Genomic DNA, 21,653 nt, shown 5'->3' with positions numbered 1-21,653 from the left:
GCGGCAACTCCAGAAAAGTCAGTGGTTCTCAAGGGGACTGGTACGGGCGAGTGCGACGGTTCCGACGGCGGTCAGCGCGGCGGCCGCCACGGGCAGCAGCCCCGAGGGCAGCGGCTCACCCAGCAGCAGGGCGCCGAACGCCACCGCGGTGAGCGGGTCGGCGATCTGCAGCGAGGCGAAGGAGACTCCGAAGTGCCCGACCGCGTAGGCCCGCTGCAGGAGCATCAGCGCCAGCAGCGCGGGGACCGGCAGCGCGAGCAGGTACCACCAGTTCCACGAGCCGTCGACGACCACCCGCATCAGGGTCGCGGTGGCGCCGTAGAGCACCCCCGCGCTGGTGGCCAGCAGGGCAGCGCGCCCTGCGGGGGAGGCCACCTTGGAGCCGGCCCACAGCAGCACCGCCGCCACACCGGCGACCGCGAGCAGCGTGGCCAGGCCCGTGGGGCTGAGGTACGTCGGTCCTGCCGACGGGGGAACCAGCAGGACCAGTCCGATGAGCCCGGCGGCCACCACGGCGGCGGCCGAGAGCTCCCGGCGTGAGGGTCTGCGGCCGTGCAGCGCGGCCGCGATGGGCAGGGCGAACAGCAGGCTTGCCACTCCCATCGGCTGCACGATGGTCAGCGGTCCGAGGCCGAGAGCGACGATGTGCAGGCCACCACCGGCCAGGATGGAGGCGCCGCCCGCCAGCCAGCGGGGACGGCGGAGCAGGGCCAGGAGCCCCGGCTTCGCCGAACCGACCGCTTCGAACTGCTGAAGGGCCGCACCGAGCGCGAAGAACAATGAACCGACCAGGGCAATGGCCGCGGCCAGCACAGTCATGCGCACTCCTCTCAGGTGGATGGTCGCCAGGTAGGGTCAAACGGACGTGTCCACAGGGAGACGGTCTGCCGAATCCTTCGTGGCCGAGCGGCGCTTGCGGACCCAGCGCACGCCTTCGACGATCCCCGTGATGGACAGCGCGATGCCGAGTCCGAGCAGCAGACCCTTGATCGGGTCGTTCTCGAAGGCCATCCCGCCGAAGAAGCCGATCAGGCCCGAGTACACGGCCCAGGAGGAGGCCGCGATCGCGTCGAAGAACGAGAACGAGCGCAGCGGATGCCGGACCGCGCCCATCGTCAGCGTGGTCGCCGTGCGGCCGCCCGGAATGTAGCGGGCCACCACCAGCACCATCCCGCCGCGCTCCTCCAGCGCGCCGCGGGCCCACACCAGCGCCTTGCGCTCGCGCAGCCTGCTTCCGCCCTTGTAACCGATCAAGTAGGAGACGTGGTCGCCGGCGAACGCGCCCAGCCCCGCCACCACGATGACCAGGGCGAGGTTCGTCTGGCCCGAAGCCGCGAACACCGCTGCCGTGATCACCGAGGTCTCCGCGGGCACGACGGGGAAGAACCCGTCGAGCAGCGCGAGCGCGAAGAGCGCGACGTACAGCCATGGTGACGACATCACCTGCTGAACCAGCTCGAGGATGGCATGCGACATGCCTGCACTCCGATCTTCTAGGGCTCTCTCAGCCTGTCTGTGAGAGGTGTCGCGGGGCATCGGGGATGCCCCGGGTCGAACGCGGGCCCGTCCCCTAGGAGGGTCAGGGGCCGCCACCCCATGAAGGTAGAAATTCCGCAGGTCATGGCACATCGGACTATCGGCACTCACCACCCCCTACTTTCGTCAGGGGTGGTGGGCGCTCACCTACGATCAAAGCGGCCGTCGCGGCCGAGCACAGGAGTGCGGCTACCCGCATTCAGGGTGGACCTAGCACTACCTTTCATGGGGTGAGACGCACCACCCCGCGCCAGACCGTGAACGACGTGATCCTGTGGATCCTGCTGTCGATCTGCGCCGCCGCGACGGGGCCCGACCCGTTCACGGACCCTGCCGGGTTCGCCGCGACCACCCTGCCGCGGATCGCGCTGGCGGCGGTCGCCGTGCTGGTGGGCAGGCCGTGGCCGCTGGCGGCGGTGCTCCTGCTGCTGCCGCTCGGCCCGTGGAACTTCGCCGAGGGCCTGGCCACCACCAACCTCACCTGGCCTGTGCGGCTGCCGGAGGTCAAGCTCTTCCCGCTGAACGCGCCCTCGCTGTTCGTGATCTGGTACGCCTACCTCACCGGGCGCCGGATGGCCCGCACGTGGCCGGCTCTGGCCGCGTTCTGCGTGATCGCCGTGACCGGGGCGGGGGTCGTGCTGTACCGGGGTGGCGGGCTCGCCTCCTGGATCACGCTGGTCAGCGCGCTGGTGGGCGCGTACGCCGTGCCGTACCTGCTGGGAGTGCTGCGCAGGCGGCTGCTGCAGCAGCGGGAGCAGAACAGGCTGTCGGTGGAGGCGCAGGCCAGGCTGCGGGAGCGGGCCAGGATCGCCCGCGACATGCACGACTCGCTCGGCCACGACCTGGCACTGATCGCGGTCAGGGCCGCCGGGCTCGAGCTGTCGCCCGGGCTGGACGAATCCCAGGTCAGGGCCGCGGGACAGCTACGCGAGGCCGCCTCGGACGCCACCGAGCGGCTGCGCCAGATCATCGGCCTGCTCAGCGAGGGACCGGCCCCGCTGACGCCGCCGGACGAGGACGTGCGCGCGCTGGTGGAGCGGGCCCGCGGCTCGGGCATGTCCATCGCGCTCGAGGTGACCGAGCCCGTACCCGCCCTTGCCCACGGGGTGGTCCAGGAGGCTCTCACCAACGTCGCCAAGCACGCCCCGGGCGCTCCGGTGACCGTCGAGATCGCGCCGCGCCGCATCGCGATCCGCAACGGCCCGCCCACCCGCCGTCCTGGCAGGCCGGGTGGCGGCCTCGGGCTCGCGGGCCTGCGCGAGAGGGTACGGCTGGCCGGCGGAACCCTGGCCGCGGGCCCCGCCGAGGGCGGCTACGCGCTAACCGTCGAACTGCCGGACGATCTTCCTTAGCCCCTCCACCACGTCCGCGCCCGACGGGGCGCGCTCGGGGTCGTTGAGCCACTGGGACATCACGCCGAACAGCAACGCGAGCTGCACGGAGCCGACCTGGTGGCCCTGCTCCATGCCCAGGCCCTCGCGCGCCTCACGCTGGCCCGCGACGAGCTGCTCGCGCAGCTCGGGGGAGTGCTCGGCCTGGACCATGGCCTCCACGCTGGCCGCCCACAGCGTCCTGTGCTCGTTGAGAGACTTGATCATCTGCGTCCACATGGTCTCGTAGCGCTGCGCGGGTGACGCGTCCGGGTCGTCCATGGCCCGCAGCGCCGCGTTGACCTCGTCGCTCCACTCCCGCATGCCCTCCACCAGCGCCATGTTGAGCAGCGCCTCACGGGAGCCGAAGTGGTAGCCGATGGCCGCCATGCTCACGCCCGCCGCCGCCGAGATGTCCCTGACGGTCGTGCGGGCCCAGCCCTTCTCCTCCAGGCAGCGGCGTGCCCCGGCGATCAGATCCTCGCGATTTCCCACGTCGGAACCTTAGCACGCACGCCTCAGACAAGCGTCTTGCGCATATGCGCAAATCGCGTCTATGGTGATCCCATCACCGACTTCGAGAGGACATGTCATGCGCATCCTGATTTCCGGAGGCAGCGTCGCCGGCCCCGCCCTGGCCTACTGGCTCAACCGCCACGGGCACGAGACCACGCTGGTCGAGCGGGCTCCCGGCGTCCGCGACGGCGGCGCCGCCATCGACTTCCGCGGCACGGCGCTCGACGTGCTCGAGCGGATGGACCTGCTCGGCACCATGCGCGAGCACCAGACCCGGATGGACTCGATGTCGCTGGTCGACGACTCGGGCAAGGTCGTCGCCACGCTCCCCGACGAGGCCATCTCCGGCGACCTGGAGGTGCTCAAGGCCGACGTGACCCGCATCCTGTACGAGGCGACCCGGTCGCAGACGGCCTACCTCTTCGACAACACCGTGACCAGGCTCGACCAGACCGACTCCGGCGTGACGGCCGGCTTCGAGAGCGGGCCTTCGCGCGAGTTCGACCTGGTGGTCGGCGCCGACGGGCTGCACTCGGCGGTGCGCCGCCTGGCCTTCGGCCCCGAGTCGGACTACCTGCGCCACCTGGGCATCTACGGCGCGCTGTTCACCACCGGCAACTTCCTCGACCTCGACCACGCCGGGCTGATGTACAACACGCCGGGCCGCAGCGCGCTGGCCTTCGCCGCCCGCGGCAACACCGAGCTGCGGGTCGGGCTGTCGTTCGTCGCCGACGGCCTGGCCTATGACCGGCGCGACAGGGAGCAGCAGAACGACCTGGTCGCCAAGGCCTACGCCGACGCGGGCTGGGAGGTGCCGCGGCTGCTCGAGGCGATGCGCGGGGCGAAGGAGTTCTTCTTCGACTCCTCCAGCCAGGTCGTCATGGACCGCTGGTCGGCCGGGCGGGTCGCGCTGCTCGGCGACGCCGCCTACTGCGCCGCCCCCACCTCGGGCCGCGGCACCTCCCAGGCGTTGATCGGGGCCTACGTGCTGGCCGGCGAGCTGGCCGCCGGCGACGGCCACGCCGCCGCCTTCGACCGCTACGAGCAGGTCATGCGGCCCTACGTCGAGCGCAACCAGGCGCACGGGCGGGCCGCGGCGCGCTTCTTCTTCCAGCAGCCCGACGACGACACCGTCGAGGCGCTGGGCGAGGAGGTCGACGACACGGTGGACCTCCCGGACTACCTCGGCACCACCGCCCGCCGGGCGTAGGCGGTGAAGGCCCCGTCGCTAGCGACAGGGGGCGACCGGAGGGCCGATCTCCCCGTCGGGGGAGAAGAGGCGCTCGTCCAGGTGGTCGAGGGCCAGGCAGGCCGCGCCGAGGACGACGCAGTCCGCGCCGAGCGCCGACGTGCGGATGTCGGGGACGTGCAGGCAGTGCGGTTCGAGGGCCCGCCTGAGCGGGCCGAGCAGCACGTCGGCGGAGCGGGAGAAGCCGCCGCCGAGCACGACGAGCTCCGGGTCCAGGGTGAGCACCATGGCGGCCGTGCCGATCGCCAGGTCGCCGGCGTACCGCTCGACCGCCGCCAGGGCCCGAGGGTCGCCCCTGCGCGCGGCGGCGAAGACCACGGCGGCGGCGTCCTGCGCGGGTGTGTCCACGGCGACCGGGCAGCTTTCGAGGTGCTCGCCCATCGTGCGCCAGCCGGTCACGTCCAGCAGCCCGACCTCGCCCGTGGCGCCGGTGAATCCGTGGTGGAGCGTTCCGTTGATGATCAGTGCGGCGCCGGGGCGGCGGCCCGCGTGCAGGTAGACCAGGTCGCGCACCCCTGAGGCCACGCCGAGGCGCTGCTCGGCCAGCGCGGCCAGCTTGCTGTCGTTCTCCAGCAGTACCGGGCAGGAGAAGTCCGCGCACAGGTAGCCGATCAGGTCCACGCCCGCCCAGTCGGGCAGCGTCTCCACCTGCGTGATCCTGCCCTCGCGGTCCACCACGCCGACCGTGCCCACGGCCACCGCCCAGATGTCGGCGTAGGTGAGCCCGGCGGCCAGCAGGGCGGCCTCGACCGCCCGGGTGACGGCGGCCAGGCGGGCGTCCTTGGTGGTCCCGGCGCCGGCCGAGGTGCGGCCGCTGGCCACGGCGTGCCCGTCGAGGTCGGCGACGGTCGCCAGGATCTTGTGCACGCCGATGTCGAGGCCGAGCACGTGCCCGGTGTCGGCGCGGAAGCGGTAGCGGCGGGCGGGACGGCCCATGACGCCCGGCGCGGGCTCGACCTCGGCCACCCAGCCGCGCTCGCGCAGGTCGGTGACGACGTCGCCCATGGAGGCGCGGGACAGCCCGGTCAGCCCGGCCAGCTCGGTCAGCGTGAGTGGCTGCGGGGCCGAGCGCAGGGCGCGGATGCCGCCCAGCGCGTTCAGCCGGCGCAGCCGCTGCAAGTCCCCGCCCTGCACTCGTCCTCCACTAATCATGGGCTCCACAGTATGTCTGCGATCTGTTCGCAAATCTAGGCATTGACCCCGAGGCCCAGAAGATGCTTATTTATGGAATCCAACATAAGTAAGTCGGAGTTGATCGCATGCCAGTCAGCATCGCCGTCGTGGGGGCGGGTATGCGCGGCCAGATCTACGCCAGGAACGCCGTCGTGGACGGCAGGGCGCGGATCGTGGCCGTCGCGGAACCGGATCCGGCCAGGAGGGCGGCCTTCGCCGCCGAGTTCGACGTGCCCGCCGAGGGATTGTTCGAGGGATGGGCGGAGCTCGCCGCGGTGCCCAGGCTCGCGGACGCCGTGGTCATCGCCACGCAGGACCGCCTGCACGAAGGGCCCGCGGTGGCCTTCGCCGACCTGGGATACGACCTGCTGCTTGAGAAGCCGCTGGCGCCCACGGAGGCGGAGGCCAGGCGGATCGTGGCCGCCGTCGAGCGCAACGGCGTCGTGTTCGCCGTCGGCCACGTGCTGCGCTACACGCCCTATACCAAGCTGCTGAAGTCCGTCGTGGACGGCGGCAGGCTCGGCTCGGTCGCCAGCGTGCAGCATCTGGAGCCGGTCGGCTGGTGGCACCAGGCGCACTCGTTCGTGCGCGGCCAGTGGCGCAGGGCCGACGAGTCGGGGCCGATGCTGCTGACCAAGTCCTGCCACGACATCGACTGGCTGCTGTACGTCCTCGGGCAGAAGCCGCAGCGGGTCGCCTCGTTCGGCGGCCTCGTCCACTTCCGCCAGGAGAACAAGCCGCAGGGCGCGGGGGAGCGCTGCGTGTCGTGCGCGGTCGAGCCCGGCTGCCCGTACTCGGCCAAGCGCCTCTACCTCGGTTGCCTGGGCGACCCACGCAAGGAGTTCTGGCCGCTGGCGGCCGTCACCGCCGACGCGACCGAGCGGGGCGTGCTCGCGGCGCTCGAGAGCGGACCGTACGGCAAGTGCGTCTACACGACCGACAACGACGTGGTCGACCAGCAGGTCGTGATCATGGAGTTCGCCGGGGGAGCGACCGTGTCGTTCACGATGACGGCCTTCACCCCGCTCGAGCACCGCAGGACCCGCGTCTTCGGCAGCCACGGCTACGCCGAGGGTGACGGCAGGACGGTCAGGGTCGTCGACTTCCGCGACGGGTCGGAGGAGGTGCTCGACTCGCGGACGGTCATGGGCGCCTCGGCCGCCGACGGGCACGGCGGCGGCGACGGCGGGCTGACCGCGGCCTTCCTCGACGCGGTCGAGGCCCGCGACCAGCGCGTCCTCGGCGGCGACGCGGCCGACGCGCTGGCCGGGCACCTGGTCGTCTGGGCCGCCGAGCGCGCCCGCGCGACAGGGACGGTGCAGGCCCTGTGACCCCCGGCGCGCCCAAGCTCCCTCACCCGCGGGCGGCGACAGACGCCCGGCTCCCGGCCCGGATGGCCAACCTCAGGAGGGCACCATGAGAAAGTTACCGTTACTCGCCCTGCTCACGGCGGCGCTGGTCGCCGGGTGCTCCGACGGCGGCCAGAGCGGTCCGCCGAAGGCGACGGGCTCCTTCGACCCCGCCAAGCCCGTCACGCTCACCTGGTGGACCGGCCAGATCGAGGACGGCGAGAAGCTGCTCGAGGGGCTCGCGGCCGAGTTCCACGCCAAGCACCCGAACGTGACGATCACCACCTCCTCCGGCGCGCCCAGCACCGACAAGCTGCTGGAGAAGCTGAGCGCGGGCTTCGCGGCCGGCGACTACCCGGACATCTCCTACGCCTTCGGCGCGTGGGCCACCAAGCTCGCCGCCAGCGGCAAGGCGCTGGACATCACCGACAAGGTCCGGCAGCCCGACGTGAAGTGGGACGACATCCCACAGGCCGCCCAGAAGACGGTCACGATCAAGGGCAAGGTCATCGGCTTCCCCGCCCTGATCGACGACATCGGCATCCTCTACAACAAGAAGCTGTTCGACCGGGCCAAGGTGGCCTACCCGACCAACGACTGGACCTGGGAGCAGTTCGCCGACGCCGCCAGGAAGCTCACCGATCCGGCCAAGAAGCAGTACGGCACGGCCTGGCCGGTCGACGGCGGCGAGGGCACGGTGTACCCGTTCTGGCCGCTGCTGTGGCAGCACGGCGGCGACATCCTCGACGCGGAGGCCACCAAGGCCACCTTCGACTCCGACGCCGCCGTGCAGGCGGCCACGATCCTGAAGACGATGGCCGTCACGGACAAGAGCGTCTACCTCGACCAGACCGCCACCAAGATCCAGCCCCTGTTCAACTCGGGCAACATCGCGATGTTCCTCACCGGCCCCTGGTCGAGCAACCCGAGCAAGAAGGCGGGGATCGACATCGGCGTGTCGTTCCTGCCGGGCGTCAACGGCGACCACCAGACCATCGCCGGGCCCGACTTCTGGGCCCTGCTCGACCACCAGGACCCCGCTCGGGCCCACTGGGCCTACGAGTTCGTCAAGTGGGTGACCGAGCCCGAGCAGGACTCGCGCTTCAGCGCGATCGCCGGGTCGCTGCCGCTGCGTGTCTCCGAAGGCGAGACCGCGGCGTTCAAGCAGCGGCTGCAGGACGACCCGACGCTGCAGGTCTATTTCGACAACCTGAAGAACGCCAGGAACCTGCGCCCGTCCATCGGCAGCTACACCGAGGTCTCCCAGGAGGCGGCCAACGGGCTGATCAAGGTGCTGGTGCAGGGCGCGGACCCGAAGCAGGCGCTGACCGAGGCCGCGCAGAAGGCCACCTCCGCGCTGGACGAATGATGTTCAGGAAAGGGCTCATCGGGTGGGGGTTCGTCCTGCCGGGGTTGCTGGTGATCGCCGCGATGCACCTGTTCCCCGCGGCCTGGGCGTTCCTCATCTCCCGCCAGAAGACCGACAACATCACCCCGGCCACCGACGTCGGATGGCGCAACTACGAAAAGATGATCAACGACCCGTCGGTGTGGGCGGCCGTGCGGCACACGCTGTTCTACACCGTGCTCTACGTGCCGGGGTCGATCGTCATCGGGCTGCTGCTCGCGGTGGCGCTGAACAGGAAGATCCGCTTCATCGGCTTCTACCGGACGTGCGTCTTCATCCCGTTCGTCGCCTCCACGGCCGCGCAGGGGATCCTGGCCGACTATGTCTTCGATCCCGCCTTCGGCGGTGCCAACAACGTGCTGCGGTTGCTCGGACTGCCGCAGCAGCAGTTCATGGAGAGCCCCTCGCAGGCCATGATCGTGCTGTGCGCGGTCGGCCTGTGGAGCTCGGCCGCCTTCAACGTCGTGATCTACCTGGCGGCGCTGCAGGACGTGCCGAAGTCGCTGACCGAGGCGGCCATGATCGACGGCGCCGGGCGCTGGCGGGCCTTCCGCAGCGTCGTGGTGCCGCACCTGGCGCCGGTGACGGTCTTCGTGGCCGTGTGGCAGACGATCCAGTCGCTTCAGCTGTTCGACCTGGTCTTCGTCACGACCAAGGGGCAGCCCGCCGACTCCACGACCACGATCGTCTACTACATCTACCGCGTCGCCTTCGAGCGGCTGCGCTACGGGTACGGCTCGGCGCTGGCCTACGGGCTGTTCGCCGGGACGTTCCTGGTGACGCTGGCCATCGTGGTCTACTCGCGCCGGCGCAGGGAGGCGTTCTGATGACCGCCGTGCGGACCAGGTCCGCCGTCGTGACGGTCCCCGCGGCCACGAAGACGAAGTGGCGGCTGCCGTTCAGCCCGTGGCACCTGCTGCTCATGCCGACCGCGCTGGTCTTCGTGCTGCCGCTGGTGTGGATGGTGCTGACCTCGCTGATGTCGCCCGGGCAGATCCAGCGGTACCCGCCGCCGTTCCTGCCCGACGGGATCCACCTCGACGGATACGTCAGGCTCTTCTCCGAGCAGCCCGTGCTCATCTGGGTGCGCAACTCGCTGATCGTGGTGGGCTGCGCGCTGGTCGGGCAGCTCGTGCTCTGCTCGCTGGCCGGGTACGGCTTCGCCAGGCTGAGGTTCCCCGGGCGCGGCGTGTCGTTCATGCTGCTGCTCGGCACGATCATGATCCCGGTCCAGCTGCTGATGATCCCGGCCTTCATCATGTTCTCCCGCGTCGGGATCGCCAACACGCTGGGCGCGGCCATCGTCCCGTGGCTGTGCTCGGTGTTCGGGATCTTCCTGATGCGGCAGTTCTTCCTCTCGCTTCCCGCCGAGCTGGAGGAGGCCGCGATGATCGACGGCTGCGGGCGGGTACGGGCGTTCGTCCGGGTCGTGCTGCCGTCGGCCAGGCCCGCGCTGGCCACGCTCGCCGTGTTCGCGCTGCTCGGTTCGTGGAACGACCTGATCTGGCCGCTCATCGGGATCAACAACCCGGCCTGGTACACGCTGCAACTGGGCATCGCCCAGTTCTCCGGCACCCACCGCACCGACTGGTCGCTGCTCATGGCCGGCAACGTGGTGGCGACCCTGCCGATGGCGCTCGGCTTCCTGTTCGCCCAGCGCCACTTCGTGGCCACCATGTCCTTCTCCGCGATCAAGGGCTGAGCCATGGCCGACTACAGAACCGCGGTCCCGTCCGACGAATCCGGCATCCTTTCCGTCTGGGCCGAGTCCTTCCCCGGCGCGCTCGAGGCGGTGCGCGCCGACTGGGAGGCGGTGCCGGAACGTGACTCGCGCACGTTCGTGGCCGCCGACCCCTCGGGCGTGCTCGCCGTGGTCCTCTACGTCCCCCGCCTGCTGCGCTCCTCCTCCGGGGCGCCGGTGCGGGTGGGCGGCGTGGGCGCGGTCGCCACCCGTACGGACGCGCGCCGGCGCGGACACGCGCGACGGCTGCTCGAACTGGCCCTGGAGGCGATGGCCCGTGACGGGTGCGCCTGGTCGTTGCTGTTCACCGGCAGCCCGCAGGTCTACACCTCGCTGGGCTGGCGCACGTTCCCGCTGCGCGAGCGTACGGCGGAGCCGCCCCACCCGGCGCCACCCGCCGACGGGGTGCGCCCGGTTCCGATCGTGCGGTGGCGGACCCTGGCGCCGATCCACGCGGCCTTCAACGCCCACCGGCCGCTGACCGCGGTGCGCGGCCCGGTGGACTGGACCCGCGGCGTCGGCCGCCGCCTGGGCCCGCCCGCCCGGCTGTTCGCCTACGCCGACCGCGGCTACGTCGCGCTGGCCGACCGCGGCGAACGGCTGGAGCTGACCGAACTGGCGGTCCTCGACGAGGAGGCCGCCTGGGCGCTGGCCCGGCACGCCGCGTCGCTGGCCGGCGGCCGCCCGGTCACGATCCGCTGCCCCAGGGACCCACTGACCGAGCCCGCTCTCCGCCGTGCCTTCGGAGCCCTGCGCCCAGGAAGGGACGAAGGCATGGCCAGACCCGTGCACGCCGGAGCCGCCGAGATCGACGCCCTGGTCCGCGCGCCAGAGGCCACGTTCTGGCTCGCCGACGGCTTCTGACCGTGATCGTTCATGCCGCGGCGGCTGATCGCCGGGGTGGCGTTCACCGGCCCGAAGGGCTGACCCACAAGGCTTTCCTCCCGAAATATCCCCCTATTTAGGAGTCTGTGTGCATTCCGCCCGCAAGTGGATCACTGTCGCCTTAGGAGTCACTCTGGCCACGGTGGCCTCACCCGCCGCCCAGGCCAAGCCGGAGCCCGTGGACGTCCAACTGCTGTCGATCACCGACTTCCACGGCTACATCACCCCGCAGAACAACGTGGCCGACGGCACGATCAAGGACCCGTCGGGCACGAACCTCGTCGTCGGCGGCGCGCCGTACCTCGCGACCCATCTCGCCAAGTTGAGGGAGGGGCACGAGAACACGGTCACCTTCTCCGCCGGTGACAACTTCAGCGGCTGGCCCACCGAGGTCTCTTTCCACGCCGACGAGCCCACGATCGAGTTCCTCAACAAGATCAAGCTCGACTTCACGACTGTGGGCAACCACGAGCTCGACCGGTCGCTGGAGTTCCTGCGCGACCACATGGGCAAGGGGCAGTGCTTCGGCGAGATCGGCGTCGACAGCTGCTTCACCGATTCGGACGGGCGGCGCTTCCACGGCGCCGACTTCGAGATCTCCACGGCCAACATCACCAGGAAGGGCGAGACGCGCCCGGTGCTCAAGCCGTACGTGATCAAGTACTTCCGCGGGATCCCCGTCGGGTTCATCAACCTGACCACCCCGACCACGGTCGGCGGCTCCACCTCCTACCAGCCGTCGCTGGACAACCTGCCGCTGGTGGAGACCGCGAATCACTACGTCGACGTGCTCAAGCGGCGCGGCGTGAAGGCGATCGTCGTCAATGTCCACGAGGGCGGCACGACCAAGGACGACCTGTACGACCGCTGCGTGAACCCGAGCGGGCCGGTCATCGACTTCGCCAAGCAGGTCTCGCCCGAGGTCGACGCGATCGTCACCGGGCACTGGCACGCACCGTTCAACTGCATGGTGCCCGACCCTGACGGCAACCCCCGCCCGGTCGTCGAGGCCGCCTACCACGGCAAGCTGATCAACGAGATCAACCTGAAGCTCGACCCGCGCACCCGCGACGTCATCCGCTCGGCCACCACCTCGGTGAACCACCCCGTCACCCGGGACGTCGTCCCCGACCCGGCCATGGTCCACCTGGTCGACTACTGGAACGCCAAGAAGAACGAGACCTACGCCAAGCCGTACGGCACGATCACCGGCGACCTGACCAGGACGCGGGACGCGACGGGACAGAGCACGCTCGGCAACACCGTGGCGGACGCGGAGTACGCCGACTCGCAGCGGACGCCCGGCGGCCAGGCCGACCTGGCCATGGTGGCCGTCGCCCCGGCCAAGGGCTCCAACTCCCTGCGCGGCGACCTGCTGTTCGCCAAGGGCGCCAACCCCGCCGACAGCGACGGCACCGTGCTCATGGGCGAGTCGTGGGCGGCCTGGGGCTACGCCAACCCGGTGCTCACCGTCACCGTCAAGGGCTCGCAGCTCGAGCAGGCCCTGGAGCAGCAGTGGCAGACGCAGGCCAACGGCACCGTGAAGTTCGCGCCGCTGGCCGTGTCCAAGAACGTCCGCTTCTCCTTCGACGCGACCAGGCCCGTCGGCGACAGGATCAACCCCGCGGATGTGATCATCAACGGGCAGCCGCTCGACACCGGCAAGGACTACCGGCTCGCCGCACTGGCCTACACGCTGCTCGGCGCCGACGGCTACGCCGCCTTCGCCGGGTACACCGACGCGGTGCGCGGCAACCGCGACTACGAGGCGATGCGGGAGTACCTGCGCCAGGGCACGGTGACCCCGCCCGCCCTGGACCGCGCGGTGCCGCTGTCCTAGCTCCCTCGCACGGGGGATGAGGTTCCCCTGACGGCGGGAGGGTCTCGCGGGCGCCGGGGAGCACGCTCGGAACATGACGACACCTCCCAAAGCCGGAATCGGCCGGGTCACGGCGGCGATCGTGGCGATCGCCGCCATGCTCCCCTACCTCACCCTCAAGATCCTCTGGATGACGGGCAGTTCGATCGGCGTCTCCGACCCGGCGCTGATGGGCTCCTCGACGATGCTCGGGATGAACGCCATGACGTTCGGCATGGACGCCGTCGCCCTGGTGCTCGCGCTCGGGTTCACCATGCGCTGGGGCATGCGGCTGCCCGGCTGGCTGGTGCTGCTGCCGCTGTGGGTGGGGATCGGGCTGCTGGCCAACATCCTGGCCAGCGCGCCGATCAGCATCCTCGTCGAGGGCTCGGCGATCTTCGCCGGCGGCGGGCCCATCGCGCCGTGGATCTACATGATGGTGTACGGCGGATTCATCGGGCAGGGCATCGGGCTCATGGTGGCGTTCGCCCTCTACGCCCGCGACCGGTGGCCGAACCTCTCGCTGCGGATCCAGCCCTTCCACCACGTCGTCGGCTGGGGTGCGCTCGTGGTGGCCTGCGCGGTCGGCGGGACCCGCGTCTCCTGGGCGCTGTCGGGGGAGCGGTTCGTGACCGCGATGCAGGACGGGGTCCAGGGCGTGCTCGGCATCGCCGGGGCCGTCTGCCTGGTGGTGCTCTTCCGCGGCGGCCGGCCGTACTGGTGGCTGCTCGTCGTGGCCTGGCTGGGGTCGGGGATCATGTTCGCCAACAGCCTCTACGCCGAGATCGTGGGCGCGGTCGGCGGGCCGTTCGGCTCGGGGTCGGCGAGCACGACGGCACGGCTGGTGGAGCTGTTCGCCCTGCTCACCGGCCTGGTGATGGGCCTGGCGGGCGCGTTCGCGCTAGGCGTGCGCGATGTGCAGGCGGTGCAGCAGCCGCTTGAAGGCGAAGATGGAGAACGTGATCGCCAGCCCGCTCATCACGGCCACCGCTGAGGTCCGCAGCAGCATGAACGTGCCGAGCGACTCGTGCAGCGCCAGCCAGATGCTCACCGTCGAGTTGGCCAGCAGCACGAACGCCCACAACAGCGTGATCCGCGCGAAGAACCTGCGCACCCGCTCGTGCCGGAGCACCGCCGACGGCAGGTGGATGTAGTCGAGCGTGAGCTTCTGCACGAGCGGCCTGTTGAACCGGACGCTGGCCAGGAACGCCATGCTGATGCAGATCGTGCCCAGCTCCGGCTGGATGAAGTAGATCACCCAGCTTCCGGTCCAGAACCCCACCGCGGCCCGCGCCGTGATCGCGATCGCCGCCAGGATCATCGTCGCGGGAATCCTGATCCGCCTGACCAGCCGGTAGATCAACCCCAGATAGACATACCCCACCGCCGCCGCCAGGGCCCCCTTGAGCCCCAGCACCGTGAGCGCCGCGTAGAAGACCGCGAGCGGGGCGACCACGCCTTCGAGCAGCTTCGGTACGGCCTGCCGCGCGAGAGCGGCGAGCCGGGGCAGTTGTATCGGGGGATGGTTCAAGACAGCTCCGCAGTCAACTAACCAGGCATGCGGGGATACGTACCGGTGGCCTACCGTACCCGACACCCGAACATGCGACTGCCCCTTTTGACGCGCTCCAAGCGGTGAAAGTTGCACATTCTTCCCTTTTGCGGATCATCCGGCCGGTGACAGAGCTGCCTGACAGCCATAATCTTTGCGAGTCAAAGCAGATACACTCCGTGGTCAAACAACAGCGAAGGGTGAGGTGTCCGTGGCTGGCGAAGGCATTCTCCGCTTCGGCTCCATCCACTGCGCCACCAACGTCCTGCGCACGGCCCCCACCGGCGTGCGCTGGTGGCGCTGATCTTGTCGTAGGTGTGCGCTACCTTCACGGCTGCCGGCTTGATCATCACGCCACGCTGGTGGCCGTGGAAAGGGGACTGCGCATGACTGAGGCACTCGAGCTGCACGTGTCGAGCAGCCGCGGCCGCTATGACCTGACGGCGGCCGCCGCCGGCGACGGTGTGCTCGAGGTCGAGGTGCTGTGCGGCAACGGCAACGGCGAGCTCGTCGCGCAGCTGAGCGGCACCGTCCCCGCCGCCGACCTGGCCGTGCTCGGCCGCCTGTTCAGCGCGGCCGCGGTGGCCGCCAAGGCCGACTCGCCGTTCTCGTCGCTGGAGGAGCTGCGCGCCAGGCCCGCCTGACAGGTCGCTGCCAGGCGACTGCCAGGCGGCTTCGGGAGCGTAGGGGGCATGACCTACGCGATCGAAGCCGAAGGGCTTGTGAAGCGGTACGGCGACAAGGCCGCGCTGGACGGGGTCGACCTGCGGGTCCGGGCGGGCACCGTGCTGGGGGTCCTGGGGCCGAATGGCGCGGGCAAGACCACGGCGGTGCGGATCCTGGCGACGCTGGCCGCCCCTGACGAGGGCCGCGCCCTGGTGGGCGGGTTCGACGTGACCCGGCAGGCCGCCAAGGTGCGGCGGCTGATCGGGCTGACCGGGCAGTACGCCTCGGTGGACGAGAAGCTCACCGGCACCCAGAACCTGGTGATGATCGGGCGGCTGCTCGGCCTGTCCCGCGCCGCCGCGAGAAGCCGGGCGGCCGAGCTGCTCGAGCGCTTCTCCCTGACCGAGGCGGCCGCCAAGCAGGCCGGCGCGTACTCGGGCGGCATGCGCAGAAGGCTCGACCTGGCCGTCAGTCTGGTGAGCCGGCCCCGGATCCTGTTCCTCGACGAGCCGACCACCGGACTGGACCCGCACGCGCGCAACGAGCTGTGGGACGTCGTCAGGGAACGGGTCGCCGACGGCGTGACCGTGCTGCTGACCACCCAGTACCTGGAGGAGGCCGACCAGCTGGCCGACGACCTGCTGGTCATCGACAACGGCAGGGTGGCCGCCAGCGGCAGGCCGGACGAGCTCAAGGCGCTGGCCGGCGGCCACCGCCTCGACGTCAAGCCCCTCAGGCAGGACGACGTCCGGCGGGCCGCCGCGATCCTCGGCGTCGAACCCGCCGACGACGGGCTGCTGACCATTCCTGTCCACGACCTCGCGGTGCCGCCCGCCGTACTCAGGAAGCTGGACGAGGCCGGGATCGTGCTCGCCGAGCACGCGCTGCGCCTGCCCTCGCTCGACGACGTGTTCCTCACGCTCACGGGGACGAGCAAGACCCTGACAGGAGCCGACAAGTGATCACCCAGAGCCTCACCCTTGCCTGGCGCAGCCTGATCCCGCTGAAGAACAGCCCGGGACAGCTGATCGGCCTGCTGATGCAGCCCGTGTTCATGATCGTGGTGTTCGTGTACCTGTTCGGCGGCTCGGGCGGCGACCGGGAGGGCGCCGTCATGTACATGCTGCCCGGCGTGCTGACCCAGGTGGCGCTGATCTCCACGATCGGCACCGGCATGAACCTGGCCACCGACATCGGCAACGGCGTTTTCGACCGGTTCAGGACGATGCCGATCGCCAGGATGGCGCCGCTGGCCGGGCGGATCCTGGCCGACCTGCTGACCCTGCTGATCACGATCACAACGTCGCTGATCATTGGTTATGTCGTCGGATTCCGGATCCAGACGGATCCGGTGCAGGCGCTGGCGGGGATCGGGCTGCTGGTGCTGTTCGCGATGGCGCTCAGCTGGGGCTCGGCCTGGATCGGGCTGAAGGCCAAGTCGGTCACCTCGATGCAGGGCATGGCCACCGCGGTGATCCTGCCGCTCACGTTCGGCAGCAGCGCCTTCATCCCCGCCACGCAGATGCCCGGCTGGCTGGCCTGGTGGATGGGCGTCAACCCCATCTCGCACCTGGCGGGCGCGCTGCGCGGGGCCATGGTGGGCGGCCCGTACGCCGTCGACGCCTGGATCACGCTCGGCTGGACAGCCGCCCTCGTCGCCGTCTTCGCCCCCCTCGCCCTTCGCGCCTACAACAGGAGAGTCAAGTGATCACCTCTGCCGAGACCATGACCACCCGCGACGGCGTCGAGCTCGTCGCCACGCTGTGGCGCCCCGCCGCACACGGCCGCTTCCCCGTCCTGCTGTCCAGGACCCCGTACGGCAGGGCCGAGCAGGCCGCCGGTTTCCACCTGAACGTGGCCCGCCTGGTCGAGGCGGGATACGCCGTGGCACTCCAGGACGTGCGCGGCACCGGCGACTCGGCAGGCCGTTTCGAGTTCCTCGCCCACGAGGCGCAGGACGGCCACGACGCTGTCCGCTGGGCGGCCACCGCCCCGTGGTCCGACGGGAACGTCGGCATGTACGGGGACTCCTATCTGGGCATCACCCAGTTGCTCGCCGCCCAGGAGCAGCCGGAAGGCCTGCGCGCCATCGCGCCGCACGTCACCCCCGCGGGCCTGTACGAGATCGCCTACCGGCACGGCATCCCCCACCTGAACGTGACGCTGACCGTGGCGTACGTCGCCTTCGGCCTGAACGAGCTGCAGCGCCGCGTCGCCCGCGGCGAGGCGGACCCGGAGGAGCTGGACAGCTACACCGCGGTCATGCTGTCGCCCGAGCACGCCGAGCGGGACCCGATCGGCGACCAGCCGCTCCTGGCAGAGCTCGCCCCGTTCTTCGCCGAATGGATGAACAACCCGGACCCGCGGGCGGAGCTGTGGCGGCGGGCGGTCGTCGAGCACGACAGGATCCGCGTGCCCGCGCTGATGAGTACCGGCTGGTACGACTACTTCGCCGAGGACACGATCGCCCACTTCCAGCGGTTCGACGACCGGTCACGGCTGATCTTGGGCCCGTGGACGCACTTCACCCACGACAGGGAGATCTTCGGCCGCGACTACGGCGACCTGGCGAGCCAGGACGCGATCGACTGGACGGGGATCCACCTCGACTGGTTCGGACACTGGCTGCGCGGCGAGCCGATGCGCGACCAGGACAGGGTCCGGTACTTCGTGATGGGCGGCGACGAGTGGCGCACCGCCCGGCACTGGCCGCCGCAGGAGGTGCGCCGCGTGCTCCACCACCTCGGGCAGGACGGGACTCTCGGCACCACGCCGAAGAACGGCAGCAGGGAGTTCGTCAGCGACCCCGGCGACCCGGTGCCCACGCTCGGCGGCGCGGTGATGGTCTTCGACGGGTTCGGCCCGCTGGACCAGCGGCCGCTCGACGGGCGGACCGACGTGCTGCGCTACCAGACGGAGCCGCTGGCCGAGGCGGTCGAGGTCGCGGGCCCCGTGGAGCTGGTCGCGCGCGTCTCCACCTCGGCCAGGTCGGCGGACCTCGCGGCCAAGCTGATCGACGTGCACCCCGACGGCCGGGCGGAGCTGCTGATAGACGGGATCGCCAGGGTCGGCGAGGGCGGCGAGGTCAGGGTGGCGCTCGGCGAGATCGCGAACCGGTTCCTGCCGGGCCACCGGATCCGGGTGGACGTGGCGGGCTCCAACTTCCCGCGGTTCGCCAGGAATCCGGACAAGGGCACCACCACGCTCCACGCGCCGTCCTACCTGGTGCTGCCGATCAGCTCGTAGACCTCCGCACGGGTCATCGCGCGGCCCCGGCCGTGCAGCAGCTCGAACCGCTCGGAGCCCAGGGACTGCCGGGCCGACTCCGCCCCGGCGAGGGTGCCGGGCGCCTGGTCGGCGGGCTCGGCGGCGGCGGACGCGCCGAACAGCACGGCCGCCCGCTCGGCGTCGCCGGCGGCCTGCTCGGCCAGCGCGAACCCGGCCAGCACGGTGGACAGCATCGGCAGGTCGGGGTTGTCGCCCAGCTTGCCCAGAGCGATCCCGTGCTGTTCGAGCGCCGGTCCGACGTCGCCGAGCTCGGCCAGGACCCGCCCGTACCCTTCGTGCACCGCGGCCACGAACTGCGGCACCGGCGGCGCGTCCACCAGCAGCGTGATCATCTCCTCGAACCCGGCCCGGGCGCCGGCCAGGTCGCCCCGCGCCGAGGCCAGCCCGCACTCGGCCAGCCCCAGCTGGATCAGCGCGAACACGGGCGTGTCGGCGTCGGCCATCGACCGGCACCTGGCCAGGTCGGCCGCGGCGCCCTCCAGGTCGCCGGCCTGGACGCGCAGCGAGGCCAGCCGGGTCAGCGTCGAGATCCGCTCCATCGGGCTGACCCACTCGAACGTCAGCGACCCGGCCTCCGCGATCAGATCGTCGGTGGGCGCCCCCCTGGCCGCCCGCCTGAGAGCCAGCCCGAGCAGCGCCTCGCTCAGCCCCCACCGGTCGCCCAGCTTCCTGAAGATGGCCGCGGCCTGCTCCAGGTTCTCCTCGCTGTGCCCGCCCGGCGGGCCGATCATCCTCGCGCACGCCGCCAGCCACAGGTCGTCGGACTCGGCGTAGCGGCGGGTCAGCTCGGCGGCGTACTCGTTCTGCTGCGAAGCCGCGGCCATCACGAGCTGGCTGATGAGCAGCAGCGGGTGCACGGGCCCCTCCCGCTCGGCCGCGTCGATCAGCTCCTCCATCTCTGTCCACAGCCGCTCCATGGCGCCCTTGTCGCTGATCAGCTCGCCGAACAGGCTGATCCCGTAGGCGAACCGGCACGCCGCGTACGCCCGCACCAGGCCCTCCGGCGGCCGGTTGCCTGCCAGCTCCATCGCCTTGGTGGCCCACGCCGCCGACTCCTGGTGGTAGCCGCCCATCCACCAGAACCAGGTCAGCGCCGCGCACAGCCGCAGCATGATCTCGACGTCGCCCGTTTCGTGCGCCCAGTGCAGCGCCGCCGCCCAGTTGTCGCGCTCGGCCGTCAGCCGCTCCATGTGCTCCAGCTGCGCCGCCGTCCGCAGCTCGGGCACCGCGCGCTCGGCCAGCTCCATCAGGTCTACGGCGTGGCGGCGCCGGAAGTCCGCCTCCTCGCCCGACTCCGCCAGCCGCTCGAGCGCGTAGGCGCGGATCGTCTCCAGCATCGTGTAGCGGCCCGCCGCCGAGACCTGGACCAGCGACTTGTCGACCAGCGCGCCGAGCACGTCGGGCGTGGCGTCGCACACCGCCTCCACCGACTCGAGCACGGCGCCGCCCGCGAAGACCGCCAGGCGCCGTGCCAGCGTCCGCTCCTGCCCGTCAAGCAGGTCCCAGCTCCACTCGACCACCGCGCGCAGCGTCTGCTGGCGTGGCAACGCCGTCCTGCTGCCGCCCGTGAGCAGCCGGAACCGGTCGTCGAGCCGGTCGGCGAGCTGCCTGGCCGTCATCGTGCGCAGCCGGGCGGCGGCCAGCTCGATCGCCAGCGGCATCCCGTCGAGCCTGCGGCACAGCGACACCACGGCGTCGGTGTTCCCGGCGTCGAGCGCGAAGTTCGTCGCCCGGTCGAGCAGCAGCCGCACCGCCGGGAATCCGGCGGCCAGCTCGGGCGGCCCGCCCACCGGCGGCAGCTCGAGCGACGGGATCGGGGCGAGCCGCTCGCCGGGCACGTTCAGCGGTTCCCTGCTCGTGGCCAGCACGCGCAGGCCCGGACAGTCGGTCAGCAGCGACTCTGCCAGCGTGGCGACCGCGCCGATCAGGTGCTCGCAGTTGTCCAGCACGATGACCGCACGGTGCTGGCCGAGCGCTTCCGCCACCCGGGCCGACGGGCCGTCGGGGCGCCAGGTGGAGTCCGGGTGGAGGCTGGGTGCCGATTCGCGCAGGCCGAGCGCGTCAAGCACCGCGGCGGGCACGCCGTCGGGGTCGGTGACCGGTGCCAGCTCGACGATCCAGCCGGGCGTCATGCGCAGCGCCGCCTCGGTGGCCAGGCGGGTCTTGCCCGCGCCGCCGGGTCCGACGATCGTCACCATCCTGGCCTCGCCGAGCAGGCCGGTGAGCTGGGACAGCTCGTCCTCCCTGCCGATGAAGCTGGTCAGCGGCCTGCGCAGGTTGCTCCTCGGCAGCGCGCCGTTGCCCTCCGGTACGGCCTGCCGTACCGGATCGTGGTGGGCGGACTCGCCCGCCAGGACCGACAGGTGGGCGGCGCGCAGGTCGGGGCCCGGATCGACGCCCAGCTCGTCGGCGAGCCTGGCGCGGGTCCGCTCGAAGAGCGCCAGCGCGTCTGCCTGTCGGCCGTCGGCGGCCAGCGCGCGCATGGCCAGGGCGGCCAGGCGCTCGCGCAGCGGATTGGCGGCCACCTCCGCCAGCAGGTCGAGGCCGGCCGTGCTGCCTCGCAGGAGCAGCGACTCGACGGCGGACAGGCGCTCGTCCTCCAGGGAGGCGGCCACGTTGGCCAGGTGCGGCACGGAGGTGAGCCCGGCCAGCGCGGGCCCGCGCCACAGCGCCAGCGCCGCCTCGGGATCCTGCCTGGCCAGGCGCCCGAACCGGAGCGCGTCGACGTCGTCGTCCGGGATCGCCAGCACGTACCCCCCGGGGCGGCTCTGCACCGCCTCGGCCGGCCGCAGCGCCGCGCGCAGCCGTCTGACCAGGGTCTGCAGGGCGTTGGCCGCGTTGGCGGGCGGGTCGCCCGGCCACAGCGCGTCGATCAGGCGCTCGGCGGTGACGGTGCGGCCGGCCTCGAGCGCGAGCAGGGCGAGCAGCGTCCGCACGCGGAACCCGCCGACGGCCACCGGGCCTGCCTCGCCCTCGACCTCCAGCGCCCCGAGCATGGATATCCGCACACGTCTCATCCTGCCGTGCCGGCGGGGGTGGTAGGGCTCGCGCGGCCACCCCTA

20 protein-coding genes are annotated in these 21,653 nt (G+C 71.3%); 14 read left to right on the top strand and 6 right to left on the bottom strand.

Annotated elements, in window-relative coordinates; translation table 11 throughout:
• Positions 1 to 18: 18 nt before the first annotated feature.
• Both KIK09_RS47295 and KIK09_RS47290 read right to left on the bottom strand, forming a co-directional pair.
• Entirely contained in the window at positions 19 to 819 is an 801-nt protein-coding gene (locus tag KIK09_RS47295) for a DMT family transporter (RefSeq protein ID WP_214326128.1), read from the bottom strand.
• Positions 820 to 855: 36 nt separating this feature from the next.
• Complete coding sequence (locus tag KIK09_RS47290; RefSeq protein ID WP_214326127.1) at positions 856 to 1,476, bottom strand: DedA family protein; 621 nt, start codon at positions 1,474 to 1,476, stop codon at positions 856 to 858.
• 290 nt (positions 1,477 to 1,766) lie between these two features.
• On the opposite strand from KIK09_RS47290, the gene KIK09_RS58645 reads away from it, so the two are divergent.
• Positions 1,767 to 2,888: a sensor histidine kinase gene (locus KIK09_RS58645; protein WP_214326126.1), complete on the top strand. Its 1,122-nt coding sequence runs from the start codon at positions 1,767 to 1,769 to the stop codon at positions 2,886 to 2,888.
• On the opposite strand, the gene KIK09_RS47280 is transcribed toward KIK09_RS58645, so the two are convergent.
• Positions 2,856 to 3,401, bottom strand: a complete 546-nt coding sequence (locus KIK09_RS47280; protein WP_214326125.1) for a TetR/AcrR family transcriptional regulator — start codon at positions 3,399 to 3,401, stop codon at positions 2,856 to 2,858. The two genes, KIK09_RS58645 and KIK09_RS47280, sit on opposite strands and share 33 nt — an antisense overlap.
• A gap of 97 nt (positions 3,402 to 3,498) precedes the next feature.
• On the opposite strand from KIK09_RS47280, the gene KIK09_RS47275 reads away from it, so the two are divergent.
• The gene (locus KIK09_RS47275) at positions 3,499 to 4,632 is read left to right on the top strand and encodes an FAD-dependent monooxygenase (RefSeq protein ID WP_214326124.1); all 1,134 of its coding nucleotides are present in this window, start codon (positions 3,499 to 3,501) and stop codon (positions 4,630 to 4,632) included.
• 18 nt (positions 4,633 to 4,650) lie between these two features.
• Here KIK09_RS47275 and KIK09_RS47270 read toward each other — a convergent pair whose 3' ends face one another.
• Positions 4,651 to 5,823, bottom strand: coding sequence for an ROK family transcriptional regulator (locus tag KIK09_RS47270; protein ID WP_214326123.1), 1,173 nt, complete (start codon positions 5,821 to 5,823; stop codon positions 4,651 to 4,653).
• A 107-nt stretch (positions 5,824 to 5,930) separates the two neighbouring features.
• Between KIK09_RS47270 and KIK09_RS47265 the strand changes: the two genes are divergently transcribed.
• From KIK09_RS47265 to KIK09_RS47235, 7 genes are all read left to right on the top strand, one after another.
• Positions 5,931 to 7,175, top strand: a complete 1,245-nt coding sequence (locus KIK09_RS47265) for a Gfo/Idh/MocA family protein (protein WP_214326122.1) — start codon at positions 5,931 to 5,933, stop codon at positions 7,173 to 7,175.
• Positions 7,176 to 7,260: 85 nt separating this feature from the next.
• The gene (locus KIK09_RS47260) at positions 7,261 to 8,562 is read left to right on the top strand and encodes an ABC transporter substrate-binding protein (RefSeq protein ID WP_214326121.1); all 1,302 of its coding nucleotides are present in this window, start codon (positions 7,261 to 7,263) and stop codon (positions 8,560 to 8,562) included.
• Positions 8,559 to 9,428, top strand: coding sequence for a carbohydrate ABC transporter permease (locus tag KIK09_RS47255; protein ID WP_214326120.1), 870 nt, complete (start codon positions 8,559 to 8,561; stop codon positions 9,426 to 9,428). The genes KIK09_RS47260 and KIK09_RS47255 overlap by 4 nt, the downstream gene beginning before the upstream one ends.
• Positions 9,428 to 10,303: a carbohydrate ABC transporter permease gene (locus tag KIK09_RS47250; RefSeq protein WP_214326119.1), complete on the top strand. Its 876-nt coding sequence runs from the start codon at positions 9,428 to 9,430 to the stop codon at positions 10,301 to 10,303. Before KIK09_RS47255 ends, KIK09_RS47250 begins: the two co-directional genes overlap by 1 nt.
• A 3-nt stretch (positions 10,304 to 10,306) precedes the next feature.
• On the top strand, positions 10,307 to 11,206 hold the full coding sequence (locus KIK09_RS47245) for a GNAT family N-acetyltransferase (protein ID WP_214326118.1): 900 nt from the start codon (positions 10,307 to 10,309) through the stop codon (positions 11,204 to 11,206).
• Between the two features lie 109 nt (positions 11,207 to 11,315).
• Positions 11,316 to 13,067, top strand: coding sequence for a bifunctional metallophosphatase/5'-nucleotidase (locus KIK09_RS47240; protein ID WP_214326117.1), 1,752 nt, complete (start codon positions 11,316 to 11,318; stop codon positions 13,065 to 13,067).
• 73 nt (positions 13,068 to 13,140) lie between these two features.
• Positions 13,141 to 14,079, top strand: a complete 939-nt coding sequence (locus KIK09_RS47235) for a hypothetical protein (protein ID WP_214326116.1) — start codon at positions 13,141 to 13,143, stop codon at positions 14,077 to 14,079.
• On the opposite strand, the gene KIK09_RS47230 is transcribed toward KIK09_RS47235, so the two are convergent.
• Entirely contained in the window at positions 13,987 to 14,616 is a 630-nt protein-coding gene (locus tag KIK09_RS47230; protein ID WP_214326115.1) for a VC0807 family protein, read from the bottom strand. The two genes, KIK09_RS47235 and KIK09_RS47230, sit on opposite strands and share 93 nt — an antisense overlap.
• A 232-nt stretch (positions 14,617 to 14,848) precedes the next feature.
• On the opposite strand from KIK09_RS47230, the gene KIK09_RS47225 reads away from it, so the two are divergent.
• The 5 genes from KIK09_RS47225 to KIK09_RS47205 all read left to right on the top strand — a co-directional run bounded on the left by KIK09_RS47225 (position 14,849) and on the right by KIK09_RS47205 (position 18,549).
• Positions 14,849 to 14,941 (top strand): protein-arginine deiminase domain-containing protein, encoded by a 93-nt coding sequence (locus KIK09_RS47225; protein WP_214326114.1) that lies wholly within the window; start codon positions 14,849 to 14,851, stop codon positions 14,939 to 14,941.
• Between the two features lie 82 nt (positions 14,942 to 15,023).
• Entirely contained in the window at positions 15,024 to 15,281 is a 258-nt protein-coding gene (locus KIK09_RS47220) for a hypothetical protein (RefSeq protein ID WP_214326113.1), read from the top strand.
• 48 nt (positions 15,282 to 15,329) lie between these two features.
• Entirely contained in the window at positions 15,330 to 16,265 is a 936-nt protein-coding gene (locus KIK09_RS47215; RefSeq protein WP_214326112.1) for an ATP-binding cassette domain-containing protein, read from the top strand.
• Entirely contained in the window at positions 16,262 to 17,011 is a 750-nt protein-coding gene (locus tag KIK09_RS47210) for an ABC transporter permease (protein ID WP_214326111.1), read from the top strand. The genes KIK09_RS47215 and KIK09_RS47210 overlap by 4 nt, the downstream gene beginning before the upstream one ends.
• A complete protein-coding gene (locus KIK09_RS47205; RefSeq protein WP_214326110.1) occupies positions 17,008 to 18,549 on the top strand; it encodes a CocE/NonD family hydrolase in 1,542 nt (513 codons plus the stop codon). The genes KIK09_RS47210 and KIK09_RS47205 overlap by 4 nt, the downstream gene beginning before the upstream one ends.
• On the opposite strand, the gene KIK09_RS47200 is transcribed toward KIK09_RS47205, so the two are convergent.
• Complete coding sequence (locus KIK09_RS47200) at positions 18,522 to 21,599, bottom strand: AfsR/SARP family transcriptional regulator (RefSeq protein ID WP_214326109.1); 3,078 nt, start codon at positions 21,597 to 21,599, stop codon at positions 18,522 to 18,524. The genes KIK09_RS47205 and KIK09_RS47200 overlap by 28 nt on opposite strands.
• Between the last annotated feature and the right edge of the window lie 54 nt (positions 21,600 to 21,653).

The organism is Nonomuraea sediminis, from assembly GCF_018531495.1.
Lineage (GTDB): Bacteria > Actinomycetota > Actinomycetes > Streptosporangiales > Streptosporangiaceae > Nonomuraea > Nonomuraea sediminis.
The sequence above is the reverse complement of the archived record's forward strand: the minus strand, read 5'-3'. Positions and strand labels throughout refer to the sequence as shown.

Bases quoted from the DNA above. Each gene is read 5' to 3' on its own strand.
- KIK09_RS47265 (WP_214326122.1), top strand. From the start codon at position 5,931: ATGCCAGTCAGCATCGCCGTCGTGGGGGCGGGTATGCGCGGCCAGATC.
- KIK09_RS47295 (WP_214326128.1), bottom strand. From the start codon at position 819: ATGACTGTGCTGGCCGCGGCCATTGCCCTGGTCGGTTCATTGTTCTTC.
- KIK09_RS47245 (WP_214326118.1), top strand. From the start codon at position 10,307: ATGGCCGACTACAGAACCGCGGTCCCGTCCGACGAATCCGGCATCCTT.
- KIK09_RS47215 (WP_214326112.1), top strand. From the start codon at position 15,330: ATGACCTACGCGATCGAAGCCGAAGGGCTTGTGAAGCGGTACGGCGAC.
- KIK09_RS47235 (WP_214326116.1), top strand. From the start codon at position 13,141: ATGACGACACCTCCCAAAGCCGGAATCGGCCGGGTCACGGCGGCGATC.
- KIK09_RS47220 (WP_214326113.1), top strand. From the start codon at position 15,024: ATGACTGAGGCACTCGAGCTGCACGTGTCGAGCAGCCGCGGCCGCTAT.
- KIK09_RS47275 (WP_214326124.1), top strand. From the start codon at position 3,499: ATGCGCATCCTGATTTCCGGAGGCAGCGTCGCCGGCCCCGCCCTGGCC.
- KIK09_RS47290 (WP_214326127.1), bottom strand. From the start codon at position 1,476: ATGTCGCATGCCATCCTCGAGCTGGTTCAGCAGGTGATGTCGTCACCA.
- KIK09_RS47270 (WP_214326123.1), bottom strand. From the start codon at position 5,823: ATGATTAGTGGAGGACGAGTGCAGGGCGGGGACTTGCAGCGGCTGCGC.
- KIK09_RS47260 (WP_214326121.1), top strand. From the start codon at position 7,261: ATGAGAAAGTTACCGTTACTCGCCCTGCTCACGGCGGCGCTGGTCGCC.
- KIK09_RS47250 (WP_214326119.1), top strand. From the start codon at position 9,428: ATGACCGCCGTGCGGACCAGGTCCGCCGTCGTGACGGTCCCCGCGGCC.
- KIK09_RS47255 (WP_214326120.1), top strand. From the start codon at position 8,559: ATGATGTTCAGGAAAGGGCTCATCGGGTGGGGGTTCGTCCTGCCGGGG.